Origin of the sequence: Laspinema palackyanum D2c, assembly GCF_025370875.1 — a bacterium.
Classification (GTDB): domain Bacteria; phylum Cyanobacteriota; class Cyanobacteriia; order Cyanobacteriales; family Laspinemataceae; genus Laspinema; species Laspinema palackyanum.
Genome location: NZ_JAMXFD010000002.1, coordinates 525,775 through 539,743, shown reverse-complemented (window position 1 = coordinate 539,743; position 13,969 = coordinate 525,775). Strand labels below are relative to the sequence as shown.

Here is a 13,969-nt window from a genome sequence, read left to right as displayed (position 1 = left end):
ACTATGAAACGTAGAAAACTCATCGGTCATGGGGCCATCGGTGCCCTGAGTGCGGCTGCCGCCACTGCTTGTAGTCCTGCCGCCAGAGGTCCTGACGCCTCTCGGGATAGCTTGCCCAGAATTCGCTGGAATATGGCCACCAGTTGGCCCGCTTCCCTGGATACCATCTATGGGGGCGCGCAAACCATCGCCCGACGGGTCGCTGAGATGACCGATAACCGCTTCGAGATTCGCCCCTATCCTGCGGGAGAACTGGTCCCGGGATTACAGGTCCTTGATGCCGTGCAAGGTGGAACCGTCCAATGCGGACATACTGCCAGCTATTATTACATTGGCAAAAATCCAGCTTTAGCCTTTGCCACCTCCGTTCCCTTCGGATTAAATGCTCAACAGCAGAATGCGTGGCTGTATCATGGCGGGGGATTAGAGGCCATGCAGCGACTGTATAGCGATTTCAATATTATTAATTTTCCCGCAGGCAATACCGGGGTGCAGATGGGGGGCTGGTTCAAGCGTCAAATCAACAGCGTCCGGGACCTGAATGGGTTGAAAATGCGGATTCCGGGACTGGGGGGACAGGTGATGGAAAAATTGGGGGTCAATGTCCAGGTGTTGCCTGGAGGGGAGATTTTTCTAGCCTTGGAACGGGGGGCGATCGATGCAGCAGAATGGGTTGGTCCTTATGATGACCTCAAGTTGGGATTAAATAAAGCGGCACAATTTTACTATTATCCTGGCTGGTGGGAACCAGGACCGACCTTGGATGTGTTGGTAAATCAGGCCCAGTGGAACCAACTGCCCAAGGATTATCAAGAAATCTTCAAAACGGCAGCGTATGAGGCCAATTTGAATATGTTAGCCCAGTATGAAGTGCTCAATCGCGAAGCTCTAGCGACCTTAAAAGCTGGGGGGACTCAGTTACTTCCCTACAGTCAAGAAATTATCGACGCGGCGAAGAAAGTCACCTTTGACTTGTATGCAGACAGTGCGCGACAAGATGCAACCTTTCGCGGGATTTATGAACAATGGAATACATTTCGCGAGGAAATGTATCAATGGACGGCAATTACGGAGTTGAGTTATAGCAATTTTGTGATTCCCAAACCTTAAGGAGGTAGGAGGCAGAGCCTCTGATTTGGCATTCCCAGGCAGAGCCTGGGAATGAGAAGAGATTTTGTAGATCCGGCGGATTTGATGGTAAAAAATTATGCTCTGGTGCATGAATGGCTGACGCCTTATGCAACCGGGGGTTCAGAACTGGTAGTTAAAGAAATTCTCAATGCAGTGGATGCGGATCTGTATGCGTTGATTGATTTTGAATCTACAAATTCCGAGAGTTATTTATTTAAACGGCAGATTGGTTCAACCTTTTTGCAACAGTTTCCGATGGCGAAAAAGGGTGTGCAAAAGTATTTGCCGTTGTTACCTCTGGCGATTGAACAGTTAGATTTGCGCGAGTATCCGGTGATTTTATCCTCATCTCATGCGGTGGCGAAGGGGGTGCTGGCGGCACCGCATCAGATGCACGTCTGTTACTGCCATACGCCGATGAGGTATGCCTGGGATTTAACCTTTGATTATCTCCAAAACAGTGCTGCGGGACGAGGATTGCCGGGTATTTTGACGCGGTATTTGCTCCATCGATTGCGACAGTGGGATGTGATTGCGGCGAATCGGGTGGATTATTTTATTGCCAATTCCCAGCATACGGCGCGGCGGATTTGGCGCTGTTATCGGCGGGAAGCGGAGGTGATTTATCCCCCGGTGAATGTGGATCGGTTTCGGTTTGAACCGCAGAAGGAGGATTTTTATTTAACTGTGGCGCGGTTGGTGCCTTATAAGAAGGTGGGGACGATTGTGCGGGGGTTTAATCAGTTGGGAAAACGGTTGGTGGTGATTGGAACGGGTCCGGAGTTGGCAGAAATTCGGGCGATCGCCGGACCCAATGTGGAGGTCCTGGGGGAACAACCGGATGCGGTGGTGGAGGACTATATGGCACGAGCGAAGGCGTTTGTGTATGCTGCCTGTGAAGATTTTGGCATTGCCTTAGTGGAGGCTCAAGCTTGTGGGACTCCGGTGATTGCTTATGGGGCGGGTGGGGCGTTAGAGACGGTTTTGGATATCCGCAACCATCCTTCTAAGGGGACTGGATTATTTTTTAGTCAGCAAACCGAAGGGTCATTAATGGAGGTGGTGGAGAGCTTTGAAGGGTTGCGATCGCAGTTTAATCCCCAGGCGGGGCCCGAGCAAGCGGCCCTGTTCACTCCCCAGGTGTTTCAGGCGCGTTACCGCCATTTTATCGATGAGTGTTATCAGAAATTTCTGACAAAAGCTTGATAAAAAGTCGATTTTATGATATATGGGTAAACAAGACTTGCTGGGACCCTTTAAGTTGGGCGATCGCACCACCAAATCAGCCAAAAAATCTGCTTTTGCTTTCTTTCCATCCCCTGTAACAATCATCGGCTAGTTGCAAGGATTGAGGCGATGAGGGTGTAATCAACTCGGCTGACGGGAAGTAAATCGGCATGAATCGCTCAGACTCAGAAAGACAGGCACTTTGAAAGAGTCGGTTTTGTCTGGGTGTCTGTGACCTGAACTCTCCAGACGCGGTGCAAAACGTCTGAAGGCTTTACAATCAGGACTGTGTGTGGTGTGAATTAAAGGAGTAAGATGACTGCCGATAGCCAACTCATCTCCGGCAAAGTGATTCGGGCGGTTGCCAGACGGACTTTTTGGCCTTTCGTCCTGAGTGGGATCAACGGAGAATTTTCCAAGCGGCTGTTCGACGTTGTGTTTTCCCTGTGCGTTCTAATCGTGTTTTCCCCGGTTTACGCGATTTTGGGTCTGCTGATTTACATTAGCTCCCCCGGCCCAATTTTTTATGTGCAGGAGCGCGTTGGCAAGAACCGCCAAAAATTCGGATGCATTAAATTCAGGACAATGGTGCTCAATGCCGACGAAGTTTTGCTGGATATCATGGAAACTTCCCCTCATCTGCGTCAAGAATTTGAGGATAATTTCAAACTCAAGCAAGACCCGAGAATTACTTGGATCGGCCATTTTCTAAGAATCACTAGCCTGGATGAATTTCCCCAATTTTGGAACGTTTTGAAAGGTGAAATGAGCGTTGTCGGCCCTCGACCTTTAGTGGTTGAAGAATTGCCCAAATATGGTCGATATATCGATAAAGTCCTTACCATTAAGCCCGGAATTACCGGATTATGGCAGGTCTCCGGTCGAAATGACATTCCCTATCCCAAGCGCATCCAAATTGACGTTTATTATGTCAATTTTAAAAACTTGTGGATGGACCTGTGGATTGTCTTAAAAACCCTTAAAGTGGTGCTGTTCCCTAAAAATAATGGGGCGTATTAACGGGCCTTGTTGCTCTGAACTGCATCAGTGCTGGGCTGGTGCAGTTCACCCCCTTTAACCCACCGACTGCGATCGGGAATTATGCTGAGGACGCAAGGCTTCAGCAAATTTTTTGCATTTCCACCCCAAACCCGGGGAAAATTCAAGAAAACGGTGACAGTTGATACCCTAAGGAAGTACAATCCATTAACATCCGGTAACGCAAACCGGACGACTCGATTTACAAAAAGTTCGCCAAAACTACGCCAAAACTATAGGATTCCTTCACATTAACTGCCAAAATTCACGATAAAGTGAAAGACTGATTTGATAAATCCCATCCTGCGCGAAACATTCCCAGGATGGGGGTCAAGGCAAAGAATCATTAGGGTGCGGTTCAGTACAGACTCAGGCGATCGCCACTGAGAGTCCAAAGACTTAACTAGAGGTTGAGAGGAAAAATCAAACAATGACGCAGCAACGTAAGCGGGCATTAATCACCGGCATCACCGGCCAAGACGGTTCTTACTTAAGCGAATTATTACTAGAAAAAGGCTATGAAGTCCACGGGATTATCCGCCGGACTTCCACCTTTAATACCGACCGGATCGACCATCTTTATGTGGACCCCCATAGTGAAGCCGCCCGGTTATTTCTCCATTACGGGGACTTAACCGATGGGGTCACTCTCCGTCGAATTCTCGAAGAAGTCAAACCTGTTGAAATTTACAACCTGGGCGCTCAATCCCATGTCCGCGTCAGCTTTGACTCCCCAGAATACACCGTGGATACGGTGGCAATGGGAACCCTGCGCCTCTTAGAAGCGATCCGCGACTACCAACATCGCACCGGGATCCAAGTCCGCTTTTATCAAGCGGGTTCCTCGGAAATGTTTGGCAAGGTCTTGGAAGTCCCCCAAAAGGAAACGACCCCGTTTTATCCCCGCAGTCCCTATTCCTGCGCCAAGGTTTACGCCCATTGGCAAACGGTCAATTATCGCGAATCTTATGATTTATTTGCCTGTAATGGCATCCTGTTTAACCATGAATGCGTGATTGACAATACCCCGGTGTTCATTCGTCAGGATGGATTAATTGACCTGGTGTCCATTGCGGAAATTGTCCCCCATGACCAGGATCCAGGCCATAAAAATCGATATACCACGGACATTAGGGACGGTAACGGGTTGGAAGTCTGGGATGCCCAAGGGTGGGTGCAAGTGACTTGCATGACGGCCACCTGGAATGGGGCCACAGAACAACCCAATAAAACCGTACATCGGATTGCGGCAGAGGGTGCGGTTTATCATGCCACCAGCGATCATGTTGTATTTGTGCAACAGGGCGAATCGGCAGTAGAAAAACCTGCCGGTGAGGTCAAAGTCGGGGATTCCTTGGCGTTGATTGACTTGCCGCGATCGCCTGAACAACTTGACCTCACCGAAACTGAGGCATGGTTGCTTGGGGTACTCGTTGCTGCCGCAGAAATTGATAGTCAAAGTCAAGTCATCTTGACAATTCCGGACACCGCTGTAGGCGATCGCCTCGCCGCCTCTTGGCGAAAAGTCTCCGGTGGAAATTGCGATCGCCTCGCCGCATCCCGTCTCCAGTTATCCGGCAACCCGGCCTACAGTGACTACTTGCGATCGGAACTGTACAGCAAATCCCAAGACAAACGCATTCCCAAGCGGATTCTCAACGCAGGCGATCGGGAACGGTTAGCCTTTTTAGACGGATTTAAAGCCGTTTCTCCCCTAGCTGGAGACACTTTCACCGTCCAAACTCCCTCCGCCCTCCTCGCTGCCGGACTCTACTGGATGTCCGTCACTACCCTGGAACAACCCGCCTGGATTGCCACCGAATCCCAAGGCGACGGGTTCCAGTATCAAATTCACATCAACGCCACCCCACCCCAAGGCACCAACCGCGCCCAAGTTGTCACCGCTGAACCCATCAACTATCAAGGATGGTTATTTGACTTAGCAACCACCAGTGGCACCTTCCATGCTGGAGTCGGCCAGGGTTGGATCCATAACTCCCCGCGCCGAGGCGAAACCTTCGTCACCCGCAAAATTACCCGCGCCGTCGCCCGCATCGTCGCCGGAAAGCAGAAGAAACTCTTCCTTGGTAACCTGGATTCTAAGCGGGACTGGGGCTATGCCAAAGACTATGTTCGCGCCATGTGGTTGATGCTGCAACAAGAAGAACCGGATGATTATGTCGTTGCCACCAATGAAACCCATACCATCCGCAAGTTTTTGGATTTAGCCTTTAATTTCGTTAACCTGAATTGGGAAGATTACGTCGAATTCGACCCCCGCTATCTCCGTCCTGCGGAAGTTGATTTATTAATTGGCGACCCCAGTAAAGCGAAGGAAAAATTAGGATGGGAACCCTCCATTACCTTTGAACAATTGGTTGCCTTAATGGTGGATTCTGACCTCAAGGCGATCGGGGTAGAATCTCCCACAGGACAACCGATTATCGATCGCGCCTTCATCCGCCAAGACAGTGGTCACATGGTGGACTAATTCGCCACTCAATCCAGTCCCCTCCCCAAGACTCTAGGGAGGGGGCCTGTTCTTCAACCAAACAGGACTTACGCATCAACCCCATATCTTGTAGGGTTGATTCGCGAATCAACCCTACATTTAGTGTCTAGTCTTAAATAGTGCGGAAGTCCTGTCAAGGGAAAGTGCGATCGCCGCCTCGTTCAAGTATTAAGTATCAGAGGTCAAGCTAAATGGAATCATTAGACTTAAAAGACAAACGCATTCTCGTCACCGGAGGGGCCGGATTTTTAGGTCGGCAAGTCATCGACCAATTAACCCAAAATGGGGCCGATCGCGATAAAATCACCGTCCCGCGATCGCGTGATTCTGACCTGAGAATCATGGAAGTTTGTCAGCAGGTTGTCCAACAACAAGATATTATCATTCACCTCGCCGCCCATGTCGGTGGAATCGGCTTAAATCGCGAAAAACCCGCCGAACTCTTCTATGATAATTTGATGATGGGGACGCAACTCATTCATGCCGCCTATCAAGCCGGTGTGCAGAAATTTGTCTGTGTCGGTACCATCTGCGCCTATCCCAAATTCACCCCCGTCCCCTTCAAAGAAGATGACCTTTGGAATGGATATCCAGAAGAAACCAATGCGCCTTATGGGATTGCCAAAAAAGCCTTATTAGTCCAACTGCAATCCTATCGACAACAATATAATTTTAACGGCATTTATTTACTGCCTGTTAACTTATATGGACCGGAAGATAACTTCGACACCAGCAGTTCTCACGTCATCCCCGCCTTAATTCGCAAAGTTCATGAAGCCCAAGAACGGGGAGATAAAGAATTAGTGGTGTGGGGAGATGGTACCCCTTCTCGGGAATTTCTCTACTCCACCGATGCCGCCCGAGGGATTGTGATGGCAACTCAATCTTACCATAAATCGGACCCGGTTAATTTGGGAACCGGCTATGAAATCACCATTCGCGATTTAATTGAACTGATTTGCGAATTGATGGGATTTGAGGGTAAATTGGTTTGGGATACGGAGAAACCTAATGGTCAACCTCGCCGCTGTTTAGATACGGAACTGGCTAAAAAAGAGTTTGGATTTACGGCAGAGGTTGGGTTTAAAGAAGGATTGCAAAAAACTATCGCCTGGTATCGGGAAAATGCGGCTTAGGTAGCAAATTTTGTGACTAGAAACGGCTAATGATAGCGGATTATCCTGTTTTTAGAATACCCCTTAAATGTAGAGGCGAATCGCAAATTGCCTCTACATTTTTTAGGATTTAATGTTAAAATCTGTGCGATTCAGGTCACAATTTTATGATTGACAATTCCCAAATGTCTCTCGACCCTCAACTAGAGAAAGCCCAACTCAGACTGAAGTTACTCCAAAAGCGAAACGCTTTTTTTCCAGCAGAATGGCAGGAGAAAAGTGATCGCCTTTGTCACCATCTAAAATCCTCAGATTTATATCAGCGTTCCCGAACTATTTTAGCCTATATTAGTTTTCGCCAAGAACCGGATTTAAGTTTTTTATTCACGGATACCAATCATCAATGGGGACTGCCTCGTTGTGTAAAGAAGCAGTTAGTGTGGCATCGCTACAGTATTGGGGATCCGCTACAACCGGGTAAGTATGGCATTTTAGAACCGCTACCGGATGCGCCAATCTTGCAACCGGAGGAAGTTGATTTAATTTTAGTCCCATCGGTGGGATGCGATCGCCAGGGGTATCGCCTCGGATATGGGGGTGGATTTTACGATCGCCTACTGTCCCTTCCCCAATGGCAGTCTAAACCCACCGTGGGGATTTTGTTCGACTTTGGCGATTTACTCCAACTACCAATCGCTTCCTGGGATAAACCCTTGCAGGGAGTTTGTACCGAACTTGGATTGAGACAAATCCCATCAAAATGAGTGGGAGGGGACTGGAGAGAAAAGCGCAGTTTTTTTATGTAAATTTAAGGTTTTATTATAATTTTTCCCATCTTAACCAACCGGGATGTAGACTTTAGGCAGAATAAATTTTCTGACTCCCTACTCTCCCTACTTCGCACTTATGAAACCCACATAAAACCCCCTTTTTTCTATGCCAATCGCTTTTCGACTCTTGAAGAGAATGTATTTAAGGTACTGAATTAGAAAGTAGTTTAGGAAAGCGATCTTTTAGAGATTGATTAAAATAATACTGACACCAAAACTCAGCAATATCTAACAACATAGAGAGAGAATTGGGATTCAATCCATTACCATAATTTATGTCATAGTTTTCCGCATATTCTCGGGCTAATTGGTATGTATAATATAGATATTCTTGATTAATAAAACAACAAAGAGCATAATCAATTTTGAGTAAGTTACCACTGCGAATAAAATGGACAGTTGCCCATTCCGTTCGGCGATAATCGTTCCCTTGGTAGATTTTAATTTCCTCCCGGAGGGCTTCTATCGATTGTTCGTGTTGGGGACTTACTTCCTCGATCGCTGCTTCCATTTGGGCGATCGCCTGACTTACAATGGCTTTGTGCGCTTGCCATTCGCTCTGATCAAAGTGATCGTCCCGGGTGCTCTCCATTGATTCCCAGACCCGTTTAGCGATATGCACGGCGAAATGTTTTGCGGGTTGACGATCTTTACACAAACTTTTAATACTGGTAAGTCGGGTAACTTGAAGACAGTTTGTTCCACTGTCTTCCTGAATTTCTTTAATGGTCTTGAGCCATTTTTTAATAATATTTGCAATTTTCGTTTCCTCAAGTTGTTTGGTCATGTTAGCACTCACTTTTATTGGGAAAACCTGGAAATGATTTATTTGTTTTTGATAAAATTATTTTAGCAGATGCCGGATTAATTTAAGTCACTCTTTGTGATTTTGATTTTTATGGATTATCCTCAAATTATCCTAAATATTTTAGCCTAAAATAGGGGGGTTATGGTACGCTATTCCTATTCCTGTTTAAATCCCTTGGATTGTCTTTATTCTCAACTTTCAAGGCTAACCTTTATGAAAGATTCCCTCAAACTGACCGCTTCGCGTCAAACCCAATCCCGATGGAGACGGTTGGGCCTTTATGCCCTGTTGAGTGCGATCGCCTTCCTCACCCTACTCCCCCTAATTTGGCTGATTAGTACCGCCTTCAAATCCCCGACTGAAAACATCTTTCAAGTTCCTCCGCAATTCCTCCCCGCAGAACCTACCTTCCAGAACTTTGTCCGGGTATGGCAAGCGAGTCCCTTCGGACAATATCTGTTTAATAGCACCCTGGTTGCGGTCCTAACGGTGAGCTTTAATGTGATATTTTGTGCCTTAGCGGCTTATCCCCTGGCCCGATTAGAATTTCCTGGGAGGAATCTAATTTTTTCCGGGATAGTCTCTACGATTATGATTCCCTTTCAAATCGTGATGATTCCCTTGTATATTTTAACCGTCCAATTGGGATTAAAAAACACTTATTTAGGGATTATCTTCCCCTCTCTCGCCTCAGCCTTTGGCATCTTTTTATTGCGCCAAGCCTTTCAAGGCGTTCCGAAAGAGTTAGAAGAAGCAGGACGAATGGATGGCTGTTCAGAATTAGGGATTTGGTGGAATGTGATGATTCCGGCAGTGAGACCGGCGCTAGTGACGTTAGCTCTGTTTGTCTTTATCGGGTCTTGGAGTGATTTTCTGTGGCCGTTACTGGTAATTGATCGTCCAGAATTTTATACATTGCCCCTAGGGGTGGCGCGATTAGAAGGGACATTTTCTTTAGATTGGCGGCTGATTGCGGCGGGGTCAACGATCGCCATCGCCCCAGTCTTACTCTTATTTCTCCTATTGCAGCAGTACATTGTCCCCACGGATGCCGGGACCGGAGTCAAAGGGTAAGTATAAGCAGGGGGTTAATTTCCCCCTCCCCCTACTTCGACTGGAGAGAAAGGGCCGCTTTGGGATAGGCAATCCGTTTGTGATTGAACTGTTGCCAAACCCTCACAAAGATTTCGGCAATTTTCGGCATTTCTTCCCGTTTCAGACCGGACTCACCCAGTTGATTGTCGTGCCAGCGGGCTTTGAGAATTTTATTCACCATATTCAGGGCTTCCTCTTCGCTGACATCCTTGAGACTGCGTAAGGCTGCCTCACAAGAGTCCGCCAACATGACGATCGCCGTTTCCCGAGATTGGGGAATCGGACCATCATAGCGGAAATCTTCATCCCGGACTTCTCGCCCCTCTTGTTGAGCACGTTGTTGTGCTTGATGATAAAAATAAGCAATCAACATCGTGCCTTGATGTTCGGGAATAAAGGCTTGAATGGCTTTAGGTAAACGGAATTTTCGCGCCATCACCAGCCCTTCGGTGACGTGCTTTTTAATAATGGCCGCACTTTCCCAAGGGTCATCAATTTCATCATGTTTGTTCGGTCCCCCCATTTGGTTTTCGATAAACCCTTGGGGGTCGTGCATTTTTCCGATATCATGATACAGTGTACCCGTCCGAATCAATTCCACATTACAGCCGAGTTCCTTCGCCGCAGCTTCGGCGAGGGTGGCGACAAACAGGGTATGTTGGAAGGTCCCCGGCGCTTCGGAAGCCAAACGTTTTAACAGAGGACGATTGGGGTTCGCCAGTTCTGCCAGACGGATGGGGGTTACCAGGTCAAACAGATGTTCGAGGTAGGGACTCAAACCGAGGGCGACAATACTCCAGGAGACCCCAGCGATCGCCTGAATCCCAGCGGCCCCGAGAATGGTGTACCAAATCGTCCCGGCAGTGGCACTGGGAATCAGGCTGCCAATTAGGTAAACTCCACCTTGGGTTAAACCGGCCACACCCCCAACCATTGCCAGTTCTTCTCGCGATCGCGTTCGTCCGGCGAGGATACCACTGATTAAACCCGCTGCCGCATTCGCCAGCAAATAAGTCCACTCAATTTCCATGCCTAGGGGTAAGAGGAAACTCAGGAGTCCCACAACAGTCCCCGAGAGGATGGACCCGTAGAAACTGCCGAGTAATAACCCGACTGCCGGTAAGGTGGTGTAAGGAATCCCCAGAGAAATCAGCAGTGGGGCCGTCAAGGAGAGGAGTAACACCAGAGTGCGATCGCGCCGTCGTAACTTCGGATGCACCCTCCGTTCCGTCAGCCAAAAAATTCCCACAGCGATCGTCACCGTTCCGCCAAACCCAAAGAGTCCCACCCAATTAATTTCGCGGCGACTCAAATCAAAGCGATCGAGCAGCACAAATTGCGACTGAGAAATCGCTTCACCCTGTTCAATAATCACCTCCCCTTGTTCAACGCTGACAAAAACCGGCTTGACTTCCAGGGCCGCTTGTTCAGCGCGGACTCGGGTGCGTTCTAAATCTTTGATTAAATTAGGCTGTAGGACCTCTAACAACAAATTCTGAGAGAGTTCCACTGCCCCCTGTGGCACCTGACCCTCCAACTGGATCATCACCGCCATTTGCAGAACATTTTTCGGCAGTCCCCCTGGAATCCCTTGGGACAACATCCGCTTTAAGGCATTCTGGAGACCCAATTGAGTTTGAATCCACTCTTCATCGGAGAGTTCAAATAAATTGAGACCGTAAATATGGGTTGAGGCGACACTGGTTGTATCGGCGATCGCCGCCACCGCTAATCGGTAAGTTTGACGCGCCTGGGAAATTTGCTCAACCAATCCCGAAAAGGGCACCGACCCCCCGCGTTTGCGGTACGTTTGCAGTTCCATCACCGCTTGCTGTCCGGAGTCCGTTAACAGACCCCGTTCCACCGCCCAATCTGCCGCCGACGAGTTATTGGGGTTCTGGTCTGAATTGCTGGGGATATCCACCATTGGCGCATCTTCTCCGGCTGCCCTCACCACCGCATTATATTCCCACTCTTGCGCCTGTCTTAGATAAAGCTGGGTAGAAGTAGACAAGATGGTGGTATCCACAAAGGGAAATTGCCCCCCAACTTGGCGCAATTGGGTCCCTTCGTCCAACACTCGTTGGAGGACTTTCTCAATCTGCTGAGAGACGGGGCGATCGATCATTAAAACCGGACTGGACCCAATGCGGGCCGCCCTGCGATTGTCTTCGGTGGTTTTGGTATCCTCTACCCTAGCATCGAACGGGGCGATAAAGGTTTGTGGGGCAATGGTCCCTACATCCAGTTGCGGCTGATTGTAAAAGCGCTGTCCGATGGTTGCGGTGAGGCAAGTCACCGCCAGCAGAACCGCTACAGGTGAATGGACTGTGCTATTCATCCGAGATTGGAGTCCCTTTGTCCAATCCGTCGGTTTAGTCGAACCTGGACCGGGAGGGGCGGGTAACTCGCGGGGCAAAGACGGAGGGGACCCTTGAGGTAGGGTCCCTCTCTTCAGCCGATTGCTTTTGGAAAGATTGCGCGAGTAAATGTTGGCGCAATCTCTCCCCCATTGTTCGAGTTGCCGAGTCAGCATCTGAATTGATCTCATGGATCTCTCGTGCCTGTTCTAAAATAGAGAATTGCGAGGACTAGAAGGCAAGGCGTTATGCACTATTATAGAGGCACTCTTCCGAAGCCTAACTCTTCACCCCCAAAGGCGGGGATCGGTTGGGTAAATTAGCTCAGGCGGGGGTTTCAAGCCGTTGGTTTGCCTAGAAGGTCCGTTCAGGATTAGATAAATCGCACCACCCAGGGGCTTTCTGGCCCTAATCTGTGGTTAAAGACTGAAGATTGGGTAAACAATACCTTCGCCAACTCACGGGAGAGCTAACGTAGTACACTTGTTGGTTACCACAACTACATAAGACATCTACATTAGCATAAGAAAGACATCTTACCACTTTTACAATGCATTAGCCCAGTCTTCGGGGCCACGAATGTACGTCAATTGAGCCGGATTGCCAAACCCATACTAGCAAGAGAGGGCCGAGTGACCCTGTGGGGGATTTCTCGTTCAAGTTTTTGCTATAAACTTAGCAACTCTGTAAAAAAAGAGTAAAAATAATTACATGAATCACGCAAAAATCATGGAATTACTTACCAGATATTTATCTCCAACGTGCTTTTTTTATACTGAATTTGGGCAAAAATACGAATGTGCATTGCCTAAAAAAACGGTATAAGTATGTGAGTAAGAATAGCAAGAAATAGTATTAGTGAACGATTTTAACAGACGTTAAAACAGCGGATCATGTCGCTATTTTGAAACCCTTTATCGGTTTATAAAAAATTAGAAAATCATAAAGGAGCCTTATGGTATTTTATTCACCCTGATCACGAATCATTACATATTTAGGACTATCTGTTTTACGATCGCCCTCGGGTCCTGGATGCCTGGGTGACTGCTCACATCAGCACCGTCCGAGAGGAATTTAAAACCCTAGAAACGGTCCAGGAACATCGCACCTATATCCGTATCCCCGTTATCCTCGATGGCAATACCCTCCCGAACCTCCCCTCGGAGAGTCTGCGTCCCCTGTTTGATCGCCAACGCGCCTGTCTGCTGATTGTCGCACAAGGCGGTTCCGGCAAAACCAGCAGCGCCTGTCAAATCGCACTTTGGGCCATCAAAGAAACACCCCAACATCGGATCGCTCCCCATCTCACCCATTCCCATAAGAACGCTATCATCCCGCGAGTGCTGGCATTAAAGATGCGATCGCCGCTTTACCGGCACCGGATGCGGACCAACCTCTGCATTATCTGGAATCCAACTTGCGTCTGCTGCAAACTGTTGGGGTTGGTCAAGAAAACCTGTGGTTTGCTTTGGACCCGGTGGCGGAATATTTAGCGGGTTTGTATTGGGTGGATTTGTATAAAAGTGACTCTTAGCGAGGGCAAGATTTCTTTAAAACGGCTGATGATCAATCCGTTGCACCGGATGCGATTAAAGGCTTTTTGTTGGCGGTGAGGGATTGTTATTGGGCTAAAATTCCTGGGGCGAAGGATAGGGATTTTGTGCCGAAAGAAATTGGCGATCGCACGATGACACCATCTGCACCCCCGCCAGCAGTGGCACAACCTGTATCGCCTTAAGGATTGGGGCGATTAGGGGGGTATGAACTTAAGAAACGACTGAAGTCGTTACTACGAACAATTAAGAACGACTGAAGTCGTTACTACGAACAATTAAGAACGACTGAAGTCGTTA

At 48.3% G+C, this 13,969-nt stretch carries 10 protein-coding genes and 2 pseudogenes; 10 read left to right on the top strand and 2 right to left on the bottom strand.

Annotation, left to right across the window (positions count from 1 at the left end; all coding sequences use genetic code 11):
* The first annotated feature begins 3 nt into the window (after positions 1-3).
* From NG795_RS04965 to NG795_RS04935, 7 genes and pseudogenes are all read left to right on the top strand, one after another.
* A complete protein-coding gene (locus tag NG795_RS04965; protein ID WP_367287553.1) occupies positions 4-1,110 on the top strand; it encodes a TRAP transporter substrate-binding protein in 1,107 nt (368 codons plus the stop codon).
* Positions 1,111-1,194: 84 nt separating this feature from the next.
* Positions 1,195-2,337: a glycosyltransferase gene (locus NG795_RS04960; protein ID WP_367287602.1), complete on the top strand. Its 1,143-nt coding sequence runs from the start codon at positions 1,195-1,197 to the stop codon at positions 2,335-2,337.
* Positions 2,338-2,673: 336 nt separating this feature from the next.
* Positions 2,674-3,378, top strand: a complete 705-nt coding sequence (locus NG795_RS04955; protein ID WP_207087562.1) for an undecaprenyl-phosphate galactose phosphotransferase family protein — start codon at positions 2,674-2,676, stop codon at positions 3,376-3,378.
* A gap of 448 nt (positions 3,379-3,826) precedes the next feature.
* Positions 3,827-4,405 (top strand): annotated as a pseudogene (locus tag NG795_RS04950) (GDP-mannose 4,6-dehydratase); the annotation flags it as partial.
* A gap of 180 nt (positions 4,406-4,585) precedes the next feature.
* Positions 4,586-5,887: a GDP-mannose 4,6-dehydratase gene (locus NG795_RS04945; RefSeq protein ID WP_367287601.1), complete on the top strand. Its 1,302-nt coding sequence runs from the start codon at positions 4,586-4,588 to the stop codon at positions 5,885-5,887.
* A gap of 212 nt (positions 5,888-6,099) precedes the next feature.
* Complete coding sequence (locus NG795_RS04940; RefSeq protein ID WP_367287552.1) at positions 6,100-7,044, top strand: GDP-L-fucose synthase family protein; 945 nt, start codon at positions 6,100-6,102, stop codon at positions 7,042-7,044.
* 146 nt (positions 7,045-7,190) lie between these two features.
* Positions 7,191-7,787 (top strand): 5-formyltetrahydrofolate cyclo-ligase, encoded by a 597-nt coding sequence (locus tag NG795_RS04935; RefSeq protein WP_367287551.1) that lies wholly within the window; start codon positions 7,191-7,193, stop codon positions 7,785-7,787.
* A gap of 208 nt (positions 7,788-7,995) precedes the next feature.
* Here the strand turns inward: NG795_RS04935 and NG795_RS04930 are convergent, their stop codons facing one another.
* A complete protein-coding gene (locus tag NG795_RS04930) occupies positions 7,996-8,640 on the bottom strand; it encodes a hypothetical protein (RefSeq protein ID WP_367287550.1) in 645 nt (214 codons plus the stop codon).
* A gap of 234 nt (positions 8,641-8,874) precedes the next feature.
* Between NG795_RS04930 and NG795_RS04925 the strand changes: the two genes are divergently transcribed.
* Entirely contained in the window at positions 8,875-9,735 is an 861-nt protein-coding gene (locus NG795_RS04925) for a carbohydrate ABC transporter permease (RefSeq protein ID WP_367287549.1), read from the top strand.
* 31 nt (positions 9,736-9,766) lie between these two features.
* On the opposite strand, the gene NG795_RS04920 is transcribed toward NG795_RS04925, so the two are convergent.
* Positions 9,767-12,307, bottom strand: a complete 2,541-nt coding sequence (locus tag NG795_RS04920) for an HD family phosphohydrolase (RefSeq protein WP_367287548.1) — start codon at positions 12,305-12,307, stop codon at positions 9,767-9,769.
* A gap of 849 nt (positions 12,308-13,156) precedes the next feature.
* On the opposite strand from NG795_RS04920, the gene NG795_RS04915 reads away from it, so the two are divergent.
* Together NG795_RS04915 and NG795_RS04910 are read left to right on the top strand one after the other, a co-directional pair.
* Entirely contained in the window at positions 13,157-13,609 is a 453-nt protein-coding gene (locus NG795_RS04915) for a hypothetical protein (RefSeq protein WP_367287547.1), read from the top strand.
* Between the two features lie 86 nt (positions 13,610-13,695).
* Positions 13,696-13,854: pseudogene (locus tag NG795_RS04910) on the top strand (hypothetical protein); the annotation flags it as partial.
* Positions 13,855-13,969: the final 115 nt, after the last annotated feature.

Coding starts and splice junctions, on each gene's coding strand:
- NG795_RS04965 (WP_367287553.1), top strand. CDS start 4: ATGAAACGTAGAAAACTCATCGGTCATGGGGCCATCGGTGCCCTGAGT.
- NG795_RS04960 (WP_367287602.1), top strand. CDS start 1,195: ATGGTAAAAAATTATGCTCTGGTGCATGAATGGCTGACGCCTTATGCA.
- NG795_RS04955 (WP_207087562.1), top strand. CDS start 2,674: ATGACTGCCGATAGCCAACTCATCTCCGGCAAAGTGATTCGGGCGGTT.
- NG795_RS04945 (WP_367287601.1), top strand. CDS start 4,586: ATGACGGCCACCTGGAATGGGGCCACAGAACAACCCAATAAAACCGTA.
- NG795_RS04940 (WP_367287552.1), top strand. CDS start 6,100: ATGGAATCATTAGACTTAAAAGACAAACGCATTCTCGTCACCGGAGGG.
- NG795_RS04935 (WP_367287551.1), top strand. CDS start 7,191: ATGATTGACAATTCCCAAATGTCTCTCGACCCTCAACTAGAGAAAGCC.
- NG795_RS04930 (WP_367287550.1), bottom strand. CDS start 8,640: ATGACCAAACAACTTGAGGAAACGAAAATTGCAAATATTATTAAAAAA.
- NG795_RS04925 (WP_367287549.1), top strand. CDS start 8,875: ATGAAAGATTCCCTCAAACTGACCGCTTCGCGTCAAACCCAATCCCGA.
- NG795_RS04920 (WP_367287548.1), bottom strand. CDS start 12,307: ATGAGATCAATTCAGATGCTGACTCGGCAACTCGAACAATGGGGGAGA.